The following is a 15645-nucleotide window of genomic DNA, read 5'->3' on the forward strand; positions in this document are numbered from 1 at the left end:
TCCTTAGATCGGCGGCGGAAGCAGTCCTTCCGGAATGATTGGAACAGGTACTGCGGAAAAATGGCCGCTTTTTAATTCCTTCATGGCACCAGGCGAAAGTGAATCAAGCGCCTTGGCGAAGGCGCCAGGCGTACTCCGTGTTTGCTGAAGGATCTTCTGGATAGCAGGATCTTCGTCGAATGCCGGATTCACCAGCAGCGCGAAGTAAGCGTACTGCTCCAGATCACGCTCATCGATCAGACGGTACTTGAGCCATGCTGCGGCGACAACGCGCGCAATGCGACGGTACGTTTCGCCATACGGATTGTCATAACGTTTGTCGAGTGCATCGCCGTGCTTGTTAAGCATCGCCCGCATGACGTCGACCATCGGGAATGCTGGGGAATCAGTGATCCCGGCAGGAAATGTCAATTCGACGTGGCGATCGGGATAAAAATGCAACTCAAGAATGCGATCGCCAATATCTGCAGGCTCCTTGGTCGGGGCAAGCGTGACGGAGGCCTCCGCATGAAACTTCCGCTTGTCGCCCGCATGCCACTGGTCCACATCGTAGTAGTCCCAGTCGACTTTGAATTGAGTGCCTTTGAGCGCGTAACAACACGACAGTTTGCCGCCTCCCGCACCTGGTTCAAGGTCGCCTCCACCAGTCGCAGAGTTGCCGAATTGATCGGTAATCGTGAAGCCGGCCATGTTGTATGGCATATAGTTTCGTCCAACAGTCGAAATGGACTCGTACCTCGGCTCGGATTTCCCGCATGCGTTCAGCGCGACACAAAGCGCACTCGCAACCGCCACGCGCGTCAGCAAAAAAGTCCCCAACTTCACGATCTGCTCCTTGAATTCCTGAATATCATCCCGCACGAATCTCATCCCATGTCGCATCGTCGATCGCCTCAAACGCCTGCGCCGCGTCCATTTCCTTGCGCATCACCGCGACCAGTTGCGACTGCACGACCGGATGCTCGTCGAAGCGCGGGCCAATCAACAGTCCCGTCATGACATACGCCGACAACGACTCATCGCCGGTAATCCGATATCTGCCCGAGCGTTCCAGTTGTTCCAGCGTCTGCTCATAAAGCTCGATATCGCTGAGATGATCGATCGACGTGCCCATCGTTTCGCGAAACTTCAACACCAGTTTGTCGGCATGACCGAGCTGCAACAGACCGTCATGTTGCTCGGCGCTCAACGGCGACACATCGCGAGTCAGCGCAGGCCGTGATTCATTCCGCCACGTTGCCGCTTCCAGATGGCGCGTGCGATACCCAATCTCGAGACAAGGCGCGATAAATTCCTGAGCCTGCTTCTCGCTCCAAACCTGTCGCAATCTCGGCAGCACATGGTTATCGAAAAAGAACAGGTAATACGCCCGACCGTTGGGCAATTCGTACATCACATAGCGACGCAAATGCGCGTCGATCTGTTCGAACGAAACGGGTGACCAGATCCACGTCAGCGCATAAAGATCGACGGCTTCGCACCAAAGTTGACGAAGCATACTCAGCCCGCTTTCGTCCTTACCGAACAGCACGTGTGCATCGAACTCGATCAAGTAAGGCGAAATCTCGGGATATTCCTCGAGTTCGATGCCTTTCCATAACGACACATGGCGAAGCCGCGTCTCGTTCTTCAATCGTTCGTGCAGATTCTGATAACCGCGCGTATCCACGACCAGATAAAGTCTCGCGTCGATATCCGCATGCACATAAGCCGTGAGCTTTGCGCGCAGACCGTCAAGCCACGCAGGCCACTCTTCCTGGCGCGTATCGACGACGTCGCCTTGCACATTCTGTTCGCTCATCAACCCACCTCGAGCATCGATTCACGGCCGCTCAGCGCGTTCAGCACGCATTCCTTACAGGTGGAATTCGGCATGGTCGGCAGCGGATAATTCGTGCTGGCCGGCCCTTCGAACGAATGCTGTGCACCCTTGATATCGATCTTGCCAGGCGCGTGAATCTCGATGTTGCCGTCCTTGATGCGGATATAAGCGCCCCCGGAAGTCAGCAGCAACTCCTTCTTCGCGGCGCTCTCAACCTTGTCGGTCGCGGAAATCACCTTGAGCAATTTCTGCGCGGTGATTTCGACATTGTCCGCGTGCGACTGGATTTCCACTTTGCCTTGGCCCGCGAACAGCTTCATGCCCGCGTTCTGCGCAAACAGACTGAGTTTCTCGCGCGCGCTGGCGATCAGCGATTTGCCGGTCGCCACGTGCGTGCTCTGTCCGCTCGCGAGGCTAATCTGTTGATCGGCGGCGATGTGCGTGGATTGCTGGGTCGACAACGCAATGCCCGCAGGGCTCGCCATGAGCATCACGGGCTGCGAAAACGCGTTTGCGCTGCCCGTTCCGCCGCCCGCCGTATTGCCGCCGCTTCCCGTCGCGGCTTGCGCGCGTTCCTGCGTCGCGGTGGTGAACGACTTTAGCGCGTTCACGCCGTCCGCAAGACTTTCCGCCTGTTGATTCGCACTCGCTTGCGAGAGCGCATCCATCATGTCCTGCGAACTCGTCAGTTGCTGATGCGCTTCGGTCACGTCGAGTTGCGCGCTCGCGGCCGATCGGGCGTAAGTCGAAACGTACAGTCCCTGACCAGCCCGCACCGCGCCATAAGCATCCGATTTCAAATCGAAACCACTACCCAGAAACGCGCCACGCGTATTCGCGCTTTGCGCGACGAGATAGCCCAGATGCAATTGCGAATTCGCACTCGTGCTATAGAGCTGCATGCGGTTCTGGCCGGTGGCGTCGTCGAGTACGAGCTGGTTATAACCGCTGCCGCCATATTCCTTCGATTTATAACCGGAAAGCAGACCGTTCGAATGCCAGTTTGGTGCGGTCGATCCGTTATAAACGCGGCCCGTCACGATAGGCCGGTCGCAATCGCCGTCGAGCCAATCGACGATGACTTCCTCTCCGACGCGCGGCACGTGCACGCTGCCATAACTGCTGCCGGTATCGGACATCGCCACACGCAGCCAGCACGAAGCATTTTCGTCGCCGCTATTGAGCCGGTCCCAATGAAAATGCACTTTGATGCGATTCAGCGAGTCGGTGTACACCTCTTCGCTGGCAGGCCCCACCACGATCGCCGTTTGCATCTGCATATCGGGCTTGGGGTGCTCGAATGCGCTGCGATACGGCACGGTTTTGCGCTGCGCTTCGATCTGCGCGTACAGAAACCCTTCGCTGCCGTCCGCGTGCGTGACGGTGGCCGATGGGGATGTGTGCGCGGTTTTGATCGCCGCAAGACGGCTTTGCAGGCTGTGCGGAAACGATTGCGCCTGCATGCTGGAAACCGGCAGATTATTCTCGACGAACCACACCGTTTCGATAATGGCGAATTCGCGATCCTGCTCACTATCGGCGTCGTGTGCCGGATGCCCGCTCAACGTGAACCAGCGGCCCGCGTCGAGATTGCGCACCGCGCCGCCGCCCTCGAAGCGCTTCGTGCGCGATTCCCACTCTTCCATGCGAAACGTCGAAAGCGAGTCGCCGCGCGCCTGATCGCCAAAACTATACGCGCCGGTGTATTCGTACACTTCGGCTTGCTGCGGAAGATTGCTCGTCGTGTCGAGCGTCGGCACGGAGGTGCCCTTCGCGTTGCTGGCCGTCGATGGCGACTTGTAATCGAACGTACGCGTTGTGAGCGTCACGCTTTGCAACATACGCGTGGCGCTCCATTGCACCAGCGCATTCGTTTCGCTATTCGTGCCCGCGCGATAGAACTGCACCGTTTGCGGCGAGAGCGCCGGCAATGCGCTCAGATTGTCGACGACGACCAGCGTGTGCGATTTGCCGTCACTGCCCTGTTCGAAATAACTATAGAGCCCTTCTGACTCCATGATCCGTTGGCAGAAATGCCAATCGTCTTCATATTGCACGCAGAAAGAACGCTGCGGCAACGTCCTTTGCAAGGCGAAGCGGAACGCGCCTTGTGCCTGCGGGTGCGCGTTGAATACGTCGGTGAGAATGGCGTCGGCGGTTTTATCCTGCCAGATGCGCGCGTCTTTCCTGAACTTCAAAAAATGCTGCCAGGAAGCGAATTCGAGCTGATAACTCGTCAGGCCGCTATCCGAACCGAGCCGACGCGCCGTGTGCACGTAGCCGTGATGCGGCAGATACGATTTATCGGCCTGTTCGAACCAGAGCGTCACCGGCTGCGCGATCAGTTTCTTCAGCGCGATATCGCCCGTGAGCGACACCGCATCCACCGTGAAGCCATACTCGCGGCCCATGCGCGTGCGGCCGATCACACGTTGCGGCAGCAGCGCGTTATCGCCGAGCGGCGTGTCGAGTTTCAGCAAGCGGCCGTCCTGCACGAGGCCGCCGCTGATAAGACTCATGATGTCCTGTGCGCCCATTTCGCTCACCAGGTGAATGTCATTCGTCCGATTTCACGCCAAGCATCTCGCGAATATGTGCGAGCGTGCTGTCGTCCTTGACCACTGTCGAAAGCCATTGATGCAGCGGCATGCCGGCCCACTCGGCCGCTTTGTCGGCGAGATAAGCGACCGGGCTATGCGGCTCGGTCTGGCGGAAGTAATCGGCCACCGCGCGCAATTGCGCAACGGCATCCGCGCGGCTTTCAATGCCGCCATGCGCGCGGGGTTGAACGCGAGTCGGAGTCAGCACGTGATCCTCATTGGGCAAAGGCGTCTTGAAGCTCGGTTCCGAGCGTTCCTGTGCGCCGCGCGCCGCACCGTGTGCGTCGCCTTGCGCTGATTGCTCCACCAGGGACGGTTTCTGCGCAGCGTTCGGGTCCACGCCCACATCGCGCGCAAAACGCTCGAGCAACCGATACACATCGTCATAGGCATCGCGCGTTTGACGAAAGCTCGGCGCAGCGTCACCGGCGCGGCGTTCGAGTTCCGTATCGAGCGCACCGAGTGCCGCCTCGAACGTTTTGAATTGCGCGAGCAGCGCTTCATAAAATGCGGGCGCCGTGGCGCGCCGTGAAGCATCGATCTGCTCCACGGACGGTTTGCCGCGTGCAATATCGGCAGCATTGTCGGGATCGCGTTTGATTGCCTGCGCGACGTGTTGCGCGACTTCCCAATCGAGCGTGCTGAACGCCGTGCCGGATTGGGTGAGCGGCACCGCACGCAGCAATTCGGCCGAGCGTCCCGCGAGCCACGCGACGTTGCCCAGGCGCGACTCCACATCATCGCCCTCGGGCAGCGGATGCACGCCGTCCCAGAAGCGATCGACGAGGCCCGTGAGCACCGAAAAGCCTTGCGTCAGGCCCGGCACGCCTTCCTGGATTGCGAGCGCTTCGGTAAGCCATACCGCGAGGCGCAGATCCTTCGTTTGCGTGGAGAGCAGTGCCGTGCAGCGCTCGATCACGAGCGGCCAGTCGGCTTCCTTGATTTCTGTGACCCATTCGCCCTGATCGAGCGACGGGTCGTCGAAGCGGCGCGCGTAAGCAATCGTGTCGAAATCCGCGGAGAACAGCAGATCTTCGCCGCACGGCGAGGCTTCGTTGACGGGCGCAAGCAGCGCGGTGTAATCGTTCGACATATCAATTCACGGTGTATTCGAACTCGCCGGCCTCGTTGGCGCGCACCGTCACGCGCGCGAGCGCGGTGCCCTCTGCGATGCGTTCGAGCACGTATTGCGCAAGTTCGGGCAGCAGCGTGCCATTGAGGATGTGATCGACATTGCGTGCACCCGAATCGACTTCGGTGCAGCGCGCGAGCACGGCGTCGACGAGCGTATCGTCCCACTCGAAAGTGGCGCCATGATTCGCTTCGATCCGCCGGCGAATGCGTTCGAGTTTGAGTTCGATGATCTCGGCGAGCACGTCGTCGGAGATCGGGTAATACGGTACGACTTTCATGCGCCCGAGAAACGCAGGCTTGAACGTCTTATAGAGCTGCGGACGCAGCAATTCGGCCAGCGCGTCGGCGTCGGGCAATTCCTCGGCGGATTTATTCAGGCACGCCTGCATGACCGCCGACGAACCGACATTCGAAGTCAGAATGATGAGCGTATTGCGGAAGTCGATTGCGCGCCCTTCCGCATCATCCATCGTGCCCTTGTCGAAGATCTGGAAAAACATTTCCAGCACGTCGGGATGGGCCTTTTCCACTTCGTCGAGCAGCACGACCGAATACGGATTGCGGCGCACGGCTTCGGTCAGCACACCGCCTTCGCCATAACCCACATAACCCGGCGGCGAGCCTTTGAGGCCCGATACGCTATGCGCTTCCTGATATTCGCTCATATTGATGGTGACGAGTTTGCGCTCGCCGCCATAGAGAATATCGGCGAGCGCGAGCGCCGTTTCCGTTTTACCGACACCCGACGGGCCGACGAACATGAATACGCCACGCGGCTTATCCGGATCTTCCAGGTTCGCGCCTGCCGTGCGCACACGTTGCGCAATCGCTTCGAGCGCGTGGTCCTGACCGATCACGCGCTCGCCGAGCAGCGGATTCAGGTTCAGCACCGTTTTGATTTCGTCCTTCACCATGCGGCCGAGCGGAATGCCTGTCCACGACGAGACCACTTCGGCCACGACATGCGCGTCCACTTGCAGCGGCACCATTGGGCCGTCGCCCTGCAAGGCATGCAATTGCTCGACGAGCGCGGGCAGCGCGGCACGCGCTTCGTCAGCGTCGCGTGCCAGCGCAACGTCGGCGCCGGCTTCGCGCGAAGCATCAATACGCGCACGCAATGCCGCGATCTGCGTGACGAGTTCGCGCTCCTGCGCGTAACGCGCTTCGTCTTCGGCCACTTCCGCGGCGCTGGCTTCGCGTTCCACCTTGAGTGCGGCGAGCCGTTCTTCATGCGGCGCGCCATTAGCCGCTTCGCGTTCGAGCGCGGCGATTTCAGCGTCGACACGTTCGATATGGCGCTTGCCGTCGTCGATTGCACCAGGCGTTGCGCTATGCGCGAGCGCGACTTTTGCGCAAGCCGTATCGAGCACGCTCACGGCCTTATCAGGCAATTGACGTGCGCTGATATAGCGATGCGAAAGGCGCACGGCCTCCGTAATCGCTTCGTCGAGAATGCGCACGTTGAAATGCTTTTCCATCAACGCGGTCATGCCGCGCAGCATCGAAGCCGCGAGCGTTTCGCTCGGCTCTTCGATCTTCACAACCTGAAAACGCCTCGCAAGCGCCGCGTCTTTCTCGAAGTACTTTTTGTATTCGCTCCACGTGGTCGCGGCGATCGTGCGCAATTCGCCGCGCGCGAGTGCGGGCTTGAGCAGATTGGCGGCATCGTTCTGTCCCGCCTGACCGCCCGCGCCAATGATCGTGTGCGCTTCGTCGATGAACAGCACGATCGGCTGCGGGCTTTTCTTCACTTCGTCGATCACGCTTTTCAGGCGATTTTCGAATTCGCCCTTCACGCTTGCGCCCGCTTGCAGCAAGCCCATATCGAGCACACGCAAGGCGACGTTGCGCAGCGCCTCCGGCACGTCGCCTTCCGCAATGCGTAGCGCCAGACCTTCGACCACCGCCGTTTTACCGACGCCCGGCTCGCCCGTGAGAATCGGATTGTTCTGGCGGCGGCGCATGAGAATGTCGATGGTCTGGCGAATCTCGACTTCGCGGCCGATCACCGGATCGACGCGGCCTTCGCGCGCTCGCTGCGTGAGGTCGGTCGTATACGTGTCGAGCGCAGGCGTTTTCGACAGGCCGCCGTTCGATTGCACTTCACCTTCCGCGTCCGATGCCGAGGGTTGCGCCGCTGCACGCTCGGCGTCGCGCGGCGCAGCTTCGACCGACCCTTGCGTCAATTCGTCGAAACTGTGTTTGAGTTCGGCAACCGGCACCTCGCCCAGACGCGAAGACATACGATGCGCGAATTGCGCGAGATCGGGCGCGCTCAATAGTGCGAGCAGCAAATGACCCGAGCGGATACGCCCGATCTGCGTATCGAGCGAGGCAATCAGCCAGGCCTGTTCGAACAGCGCGATCAAATGTGGCGAAAACACCGGCGTACGCGTATTGCCGGTTTTCAACTGCTGCAATTCGCGTTCGAGATCGGCGCGCACGGCATGCGGATCGATGCGCGACGCGCGCAGCGCGCACACCAGATCGCTCGCGGGCTCTTCGAGCAGGGCGAGGAACAGGTGCTCCAGATCGACTTCGTAATGCCCACGCGAAAGGCACGCGCTGGCCGCGCGTTCGGCCGCGAGACGGCAGGTGGAGTTGAGCTTGGTGATGAGGGTCTTGAGAGGCGTGCTCATGTCGTGAAGTCGGTCCGGGCGGAGTTCCAGTCAGTCGTCAGTGGGTGACATGCAATTCGTAATGCGCGTCGGCGCGATCGCGGTCGGCTTCGTGGGTGCAGAGGAACGCATCCCAGCCCAGGCGCGAGCCGCCGCCGAGTTGACTCGGCCCGACGTCGTCGCGCCGCAGCACGAGCCGCACTTCGTATTCGAGCGTCACGCGCCCCAGCAGCGTGAGCATGTGCTCCAGCGCGATCGCGCGTTCGCCGCCGGGCAAAAAGGCTTCGTAATCCGTTTTCGAAAGCGGACCGATCACGAGACGCGCGCGCATGTCGCGTTGCCAGACGCGCTGACCGGCGAGCGCCGTCGCGCCCAGCGCCACGTTACGCATGCCGAGCATCGAGAGTTGATCGGGCGGCACGTCGTACCATTTGCCCACGAACTGCTCGATGCGCACCGGCACATTGAAATACTCGGAAAGCGTGTTCTGCAAATACGCTGCGGAAACGGGCCGATGACGCGCGGCCGGCGCATAACCGGCAATCGCTTCATCGAGCAATGCGCCGCGGCCGCCATGCAAACTCTCGCGCGAATCGTGGTCTGCCACGCCGGCGAGCGCGAGCAGCAAGGGCATATAGCGCTCGTCGCGATCGAGTTCGTAATGGAACGGCAGACGGTATTTTTTCCACGCGGAATAAAACAACGCCGTCGCGCGATTGGAAAAGATGTCGAAGAATTCACGCGCGGCGCGGTCGCGCTTGAGCTGCTCGCGCGCGATCAACTGCTCCGTATAGTGCAGCGGCAATGCGCCCTGTCCGCCGAGCAAGCCAAAGAACGCAGGCGTGATTTCCACCTGATCGAGACGTTCCTCATCGAGTGCGGCGGCACGTTGCTCGGGCTCGGCGAGTCGCGTTCCGGCTTCGTCGTATGACGCAGCCTGTTCGATTTCGCTCGGCGGAAAACCCAGCGAGAGCGTGTTGCGGAATGCCACGCGATGCGTGAGCACGTCGCGCTGGCGATCCTGCTTCTTGTCGACAAACCAGCGTTCGAGCAAACGCACCGCCTGAAAAAATTCAAAGCGGTGCGGCTCGTCGAGCAGACGCTCGATTACACGAGGATCGAATCGCCGCTGCGGGGCTTGCATCGCAGGATCTCCTCGCCAGTAAATTTCGAAATCACGACCAGTTGTACGAAACTGTTGATATGCACATACAGGCCGAAGAACACGTCGAGCACGCGCGCGAACGTGCCGAGACTCGTGCCGACAAAATGGTCCTCGTCGACGGTCACGCGAATTTCCACGCCGCGCACGAAGGTGGCGAACGGCTTGCCGGGCAACCATTGCACGGCGGCGCGCTGCTCCACGTCGACAATGCCGTCGATATGGCGCGACGACACGGCGCTGCGCCGCAAATCGTAGAGCGCGAGCATTTCCTTGAGCGTGGTCGCGCCGCCGCTCGCGAGCGAAACGTGACTGAGCGCGAGATGCGAAATCAGGCGCCAATGCGCGGCTTGACGTCGCTCGAAACGCGCGCACGACGTGGGCCGCGCGAGCAGCGCAATCTGATTCACGAGCGAGCCGCCTTCGAGAAACAGGTCGCCGCCTTCGAGGCCCACTGCGAGACCGGCGGGCAAATCGCGGTTCGTGCAGGTCAGTTCGATGCTGAGCGTATCGGTCTGTTCGACCGCGGGATCGAAGTCGATATCGACAATCGAAATTTCAGTTTCGTAACCCGGGCTCTTCTGCGCGACGGCTTCGTCGCGGCGCGCAAACCAGTAATGACCGGCGCGCGAGGTTTCGCCATGACGCAACGAATAAAACGGCCGGAATTCCACGACCGATTCCGCATCGGCGCGCTGTTGCACGAGTTTGACGGAGTCGATCGAATAGACTTCGTACGCGAACGCGCGGCGCGCCTCGGCCACCACCGGATACGCGATGCTCTGATGATTCAGGCGAATAGGCTCGCCGTGTTGCTTGAAGAGATTCACGACCGGCGTGCAAAAGAGCCGCAAATGATGCGCCGCAAGCGTGTCGAGCAGCCGCGCCTCATGCGAATCACCGCGCACTTCCTTGAGCACGACATGCAGCGTGAGACGCTGGCAGCGGCCCGCGGCGGACGCCATCGCGCCCAGATCGAAATCGACGAAATCGAATTTGGCGGGAAACGCGAAATACTCCGTGAGCAGCCGATAGGCGGGGTGCGAGCGCGAAGGAAAATCGATCAGCGCTTCGTCGTCGCTAAAACCGGCCTGACGATACGGCAGTTCCGGTAACGCGCGCCAGCGGCCGCTGCGATCGGATTCGACCCATGCACCCAGCGCATTCACGAACAGACAGTCGCCGAGCGCCGCGATAAACGATTGCTCGCCGTGCAGATACGTGCGCAATTGCGGCAGTTTCAACGCCGCGAGATCGAGTTGCGGCGAAGTCGATTCAATCGTGATCGAAATAACGCCCGTGGCGTCGCCGGGCAGCACGATCGAACTCGGCGCCATCGCCACCGGCATATAGCGCGCTTCGCTGATCCGCACCGGCGCAAGCGTCACGTCATAAGCGGTGCGAAAACGGCATTGCACGCCGCGCAGCGGACGCGACTTCAGTTCGGTGCCGCGCTCGATCGTGGCCGGCGCAGTGAGTTGCGCGAACGACGCCGTCGTGCCGATCTGTGCAATCGAACACGCCGGAAAAGGCCGCAGATAATGCGGATAGAGGACTTCGAGCAGCGCCTCGGTGAATTCCGGGTAATCGTCGTCGAGACGCTTGTTGATCCGCGCGCCCAGCAGCGCGAACGACTCGATCATGCGCTCGACGTGCGGGTCCTCGCAATGCTCGCCGCTCATCGCGAGACGGGCCGCGATCTTCGGGTAGCGCTCGGCGAATTCGCGCGAATAGCGTCGCAAGAACGACAATTCGCGCTCGTAATACGGCAACAACTCTTCCATCGCGACTCCCCGCCCCCCAAAACTACCTGTGCAGCCGCGGCGCGTGACAGTCCGCGGCCGTTGCCGTGCTTCAGGTCTTCGCGCGTGAGCGCGAGACCGAATACTGCAGCGTCGAAGGCTGCAGCAATGCATCGAAGTTTACCGGCTCTTCGGCCGGATGCACGACCAGTAATGCCTGAATGGCGAAATTCAGCACGCTGGTCGAGCGCGAATTCAATTCGAGCGACACCGTCACACGTTGCAGACGCGGTTCGTGCCGCTCGATTGCCTGCTGGATCGACTTGCAGATAAAGGCGCGATCGTAATGGCTCGCGAGACTCAAACCCGCGAAATCATTCAAGCCGTAAGTCAGCAGGGATTTACGGCATTCGGGCAATTGCGCGAGCATGTGCTCGGTGAAGGCGATTCGCGTATTCAGAATCGACTCCAGATCGCGCGCCACCGTCGCTTTCAGTTCGTCCAGCGACAATTGCCGCATCGCGGCAGGTGCCGGCGAATGCGGTTCGTCGTCGAACAGCTTGTCGAAGAAACTGGGCTCGAAACGTTTCATCAAACCATCCGGCGTCGCATGCAATGAAAACCGGGCGGCGCGCCCTGCGCCCCACCCGGTTCAACGACACCTTAGACCGCGTAGGTCTTGTCGTTCTTCGTCAGGCTCCATGCGCCCTGAGCGTTGCCGCCCTGGTTGCCGCCGATCTTCTGCTGCGTGTACTTCCACTGCACGGCAGCGTACTTGAGCGAGAACTCTTCGGTCGGCAGGCCTTCACCAACGACCGTCGGCGTGATGCTCGAAATGATCACGTACTTGAGCTTCACTTCGAGGTACTTGATGCGGTTGCCTTCGCCGTCCGAACGCATGAAGTCGATGGTGACTTCGTCGAACGTCGTGCCGCCCGAAGCGTGCTGATACAGCAGCGGGCTGACCACGTCGATGTCTTTCGTGAAGCGCATGTCAGCGTGTTCGCAACGCTCCGACGTGTGGCCGCCGGCCGTCGATGCCGTCGCCGAACGCGGTTGCAGGATCGAGTGACTCCACGAGTCGATTTCGATCCAGTTTGCGTGGTCCTTATCCTGCGATTCGCCCTTGATCGCGGGATTGCCGAATTTTAGATAGATGTCCTTCATAACGTATCGCTCCCCATAGAGGTGGTTTATACGGCGGCGCAAGGCTCGAAGCCGGGCCGCCCGATGGACCGCTCACACTTGGCGCGGGCCCCATTTACACGAGGCCTCTACACCGGATGCACCGCATTGCCTGCACCGCTCTGGCGGGGCAGGCAATCGCGTTCGGCGCGTTCTCAATTCCCGTTATGCGGCTTTCTTTCCGTCGTCTTGATTGCCGCTTTCGATGACGCGCCCGTTACGACGCTTGAATTACGAATTAGCCGGCTTCGGCAGATCCGCCACGAGACGCAGCGAGATCGACAGTTCGTCGAGCTGGAAGTGCGGACGCAGGAACGCGACCGAACGATACGCACCCGGACGACCCGGAATTTCCGCGACCTGAATCGACGCTTCGCGCAGCGGGAACTGTGCCTTCTGTTCCTGCGTGGCGTTGTCGTCGAGCAGCACGTATTGCGAAATCCAGCGATTCAGGAACACTTCGACGTTTTGCGCCGAAGCGAAGCTGCCGATCTTGTCGCGCATCATCGCCTTCAGGTAGTGCGCCACGCGCGATACCGAGAAGATGTATTGAAGCTGCGCGGACAGCACGGCATTCGCATTGGCGCTATCGGTGCTGTACTTCTTCGCTTTCTGCACCGACTGCGCAGCAAAAAACGCGGCGTAATCGGAATTCTTGCAGTGGACGAGCGGGATGAAACCGAGGTCGCTCAGCTCCTTTTCGCGGCGGTCCGTAATGGCGATTTCGGTCGGGCACTTGAGGGCGATTTCGCCGTCGTCGGTCTTGAACGTGTGCGTCGGCAGGTCTTCCACGAGACCGCCGCCTTCCACGCCGCGAATTGCCGCGCACCAGCCGAAGTCGTCGAATGCTGCCGTCAGGCGCGCGCCGAAGGCCCACGCCGCGTTGCACCAGAGGTATTTGCTGTGATCGGTGCCGTCCACGTCTTCAACGAAGTTGAAGCCTTCTGCGGTCGCGCCGTCTTTCGGATTGAACGGCAGGCGGCCCAGGAAACGCGGCAGCGTCAGACCCACGTAGCGCGAATCTTCGGCGTCGCGGAACGACTTCCACTTCGCGTATTCGACGGTGTCGAACACCTTGCCCAGATCGCGCGGCTTGCCGAGATCGGCAAACGATTCGAGGCCCATCAGTTCCGGCGAAGCCGACGCGATGAACGGCGCGTGCGCGGCCGCGGCGACATGCGACATCTGTTCGATGAAGTACATGTCTTCGGGCTGGCGCGTGATTTCGTAATCGCCGATCAGCGTGCCGAAAGGCGCGCCGCCGAACGTGCCGAATTCTTCTTCGTAGACCTTCTTGAAGAGCGCGCTCTGGTCGAATTCGACCGCGGCCTTGAAGTCGCGCACGACGTCGCGCTTCGGTGCGTGCAGCGCCTTGATCTTGATGGTCTGGCCGGTGTTGCTTTCCTTGCACAGATAATCGAGACCGCGCCACGTGCTCTCGAGGCGCTGAAATTCCGGCGCATGCATCACCGCGCTCAATTGCTCGGAAATCAGGCGGTCGAGTTCGGCCACGCGCGCGTCGATGGTCGCGGACAGATTGTTCGACACGACCACGGTGCCGTCGAGCACCTGATGCACGAGTTCGCCGATCAGGTCCTTCGCACGCGCGTGCTCCGAATCCGACTTCGCGACTTTGCTCTTCTCGACAATGCTGTCGAGCAGCGAAGACGTGCTGCCGTCTTCGGCTTCGATGGCCGCGCTTTGCGCGGCTGCGGTTTGCTGATTCATTGCGTCCCCCGCCTCATTCGCCCTTGGGTTCGTCTTCCGACGGGTCCTTGCGCGTGTTCTCCGCGAGCGCCTGCAACTGCTGCGTATTGGAGAGCACTTCGCTCAACAGATCTTCGAGCTTGTCGTTGCCCGCGAGCTTGTTGCGCAGATCCGCGAGCTTCGAACGTGCATCGAGCAGGCGGCGCAGCGGCTCGACCTGTGCCACGACCTCGTCCGGGTTGAAATCGGCCATCGACTTGAAGCGCAGATCGACGGCGAATTTGCCGCCCGCTTCGCTCAGGCGGTTTTCGACCTGAAACGCGGCGCGCGGCTCGATGCCTTTCATCACGTCGTCGAAATTGTCGCGATCGATATTGATGAACTTGCGGTCGCGCAGCTTGGGCTGCTCGATTTCCGACTGACCGGCCAGATCGCCCATGACGCCGACGACGAACGGCAGTTCCTTCACTTCGATCGCATCGCCACGCTCGACCTCGTAGGTCAGCTGGACGCGCGGCGGCCGCACTTTCTGCAAGCGCTTCTGGATGCTTTCTTTCTTTGCCATCGACGGCTCCCTGCTCCCGTTTTGACCTTGTTATCGGACGTGTCGCGTGTGGTGCTCGAAACTCAGCGCAGCGCGCTGAACGGATCGGCGGCGTTGCCGGCAGCCTTGGCGGGCGCCGGCGCGGCGGGTGCTGCAGGTGCAGCCGGAGCCGCGGGTGCAGCCGCCGTTTCTGCGGATTCGGCAGCCTTCGGCGCGGCCTTGGTGACTCGCTTCACATAGCGCTTCTTCTTCACCGGCGACTTCCCGCTTTGGTCGGGCGGGAACAGTGCGTCTTCGCCGAGCGTGTCGCGCAACTGTTTCGCGAGCGCCTGCGCGTCCGACTTCGCGTCGCCTTGCAGCGAGGCATCCTGACGCAGTTCGCCGAGCGACTCGGTCGCTACGCGCAGGCCGGCCACGGCCAGCACGCTCTTCGCGCCACGATCCGTCTGATCGCGTTGCAGCGCTTCTTGCGCCGCGACGATCGCCTGACCGTAATGCTGTTGCTGGAACTGGATCTGGGCGATGCGCGACCACGGTTCTTCACGCGTGGGATCGGCGGCGGCAAGCTTCTGATACGCGGCGATCGCCTGATCCTGATCGCCGCCCTTCGAGAGCGTGTCCGCATCGGCAAGCGCCTTGTTGAATGCGTCAGGCGATGCGGAAAGATTGTTGCCCTGGGTGGCGCAGCCCGCGACGATGCCGCATGCGATCACTGCCCCCGTTAGCTTCGAGAAGACGCTCTTATTCATGTTTTCTCTACCGACCAGAGAGTTTGATTGTGTTTGTGATTCAGCTTCGAGATCTGCGCCTCGAAAACTACACCGTGATATTGAAACGAGTGTTTTACTTATTGCTCAACGCGCGGGTATAGTACAGGCCAAATTTCGATAATTCAACTGTGCAATGAAAACTGGCAGTAAGAAAATGGTCCTCGCGTGAAGCTGAAAAGTGGTAGAGAAGCGAGTAAGAACCATGACAGAAGCCGCAAAGTAACGTGTGCACAGCTGACGAGGAAATAATTTCCGGCGAAACCAATGTACATGGGCCTGCGGGCAGGAAAATTTGCCGGAATTTTATTAAAGAAGGCATCACGGGGATAATGCCCGCGCAATGCGCAGTGCATTAACGTCG

12 protein-coding genes are annotated in these 15645 nt (G+C 60.6%); all 12 read right to left on the reverse strand.

The window, feature by feature from the left end:
* Window positions 1–3: 3 nt before the first annotated feature.
* The gene (locus G3N97_RS10320; protein WP_346778045.1) at window positions 4–861 is read right to left on the reverse strand and encodes a hypothetical protein; all 858 of its coding nucleotides are present in this window, start codon (window positions 859–861) and stop codon (window positions 4–6) included.
* Entirely contained in the window at window positions 851–1801 is a 951-nt protein-coding gene (locus tag G3N97_RS10325; RefSeq protein ID WP_205993123.1) for a DUF4123 domain-containing protein, read from the reverse strand. Before G3N97_RS10325 ends, G3N97_RS10320 begins: the two co-directional genes overlap by 11 nt.
* Window positions 1801–4359: a type VI secretion system Vgr family protein gene (locus G3N97_RS10330; RefSeq protein ID WP_205993124.1), complete on the reverse strand. Its 2559-nt coding sequence runs from the start codon at window positions 4357–4359 to the stop codon at window positions 1801–1803. Before G3N97_RS10330 ends, G3N97_RS10325 begins: the two co-directional genes overlap by 1 nt.
* Before the next feature lie 19 nt (window positions 4360–4378).
* Window positions 4379–5515: a type VI secretion system protein TssA gene (gene tssA / locus G3N97_RS10335; RefSeq protein WP_205993125.1), complete on the reverse strand. Its 1137-nt coding sequence runs from the start codon at window positions 5513–5515 to the stop codon at window positions 4379–4381.
* A 1-nt stretch (window position 5516) separates the two neighbouring features.
* Entirely contained in the window at window positions 5517–8195 is a 2679-nt protein-coding gene (tssH, locus tag G3N97_RS10340) for a type VI secretion system ATPase TssH (protein ID WP_205993126.1), read from the reverse strand.
* A 37-nt stretch (window positions 8196–8232) separates the two neighbouring features.
* Window positions 8233–9318: a type VI secretion system baseplate subunit TssG gene (gene tssG / locus G3N97_RS10345; RefSeq protein WP_205993127.1), complete on the reverse strand. Its 1086-nt coding sequence runs from the start codon at window positions 9316–9318 to the stop codon at window positions 8233–8235.
* Window positions 9282–11120, reverse strand: a complete 1839-nt coding sequence (gene tssF, locus G3N97_RS10350) for a type VI secretion system baseplate subunit TssF (RefSeq protein WP_205993128.1) — start codon at window positions 11118–11120, stop codon at window positions 9282–9284. The genes tssG and tssF overlap by 37 nt, the downstream gene beginning before the upstream one ends.
* 70 nt (window positions 11121–11190) lie before the next feature.
* Entirely contained in the window at window positions 11191–11670 is a 480-nt protein-coding gene (tssE, locus tag G3N97_RS10355) for a type VI secretion system baseplate subunit TssE (protein ID WP_205993129.1), read from the reverse strand.
* Window positions 11671–11741: 71 nt separating this feature from the next.
* Window positions 11742–12245, reverse strand: coding sequence for a type VI secretion system tube protein Hcp (locus G3N97_RS10360; RefSeq protein WP_065058888.1), 504 nt, complete (start codon window positions 12243–12245; stop codon window positions 11742–11744).
* A gap of 249 nt (window positions 12246–12494) precedes the next feature.
* Window positions 12495–13991 carry a type VI secretion system contractile sheath large subunit gene (gene tssC / locus G3N97_RS10365; protein ID WP_065058889.1) on the reverse strand — a complete coding sequence of 499 codons (1497 nt, stop codon included), beginning with the start codon at window positions 13989–13991 and terminating at the stop codon, window positions 12495–12497.
* A 13-nt stretch (window positions 13992–14004) separates the two neighbouring features.
* On the reverse strand, window positions 14005–14535 hold the full coding sequence (tssB, locus tag G3N97_RS10370) for a type VI secretion system contractile sheath small subunit (RefSeq protein ID WP_065058890.1): 531 nt from the start codon (window positions 14533–14535) through the stop codon (window positions 14005–14007).
* Between the two features lie 62 nt (window positions 14536–14597).
* Window positions 14598–15263 carry a hypothetical protein gene (locus tag G3N97_RS10375; RefSeq protein ID WP_205993130.1) on the reverse strand — a complete coding sequence of 222 codons (666 nt, stop codon included), beginning with the start codon at window positions 15261–15263 and terminating at the stop codon, window positions 14598–14600.
* Window positions 15264–15645 lie beyond the last annotated feature (382 nt).

This window comes from Paraburkholderia sp. Ac-20347 (assembly GCF_017104805.1).
Taxonomy (GTDB): domain Bacteria; phylum Pseudomonadota; class Gammaproteobacteria; order Burkholderiales; family Burkholderiaceae; genus Paraburkholderia; species Paraburkholderia tropica.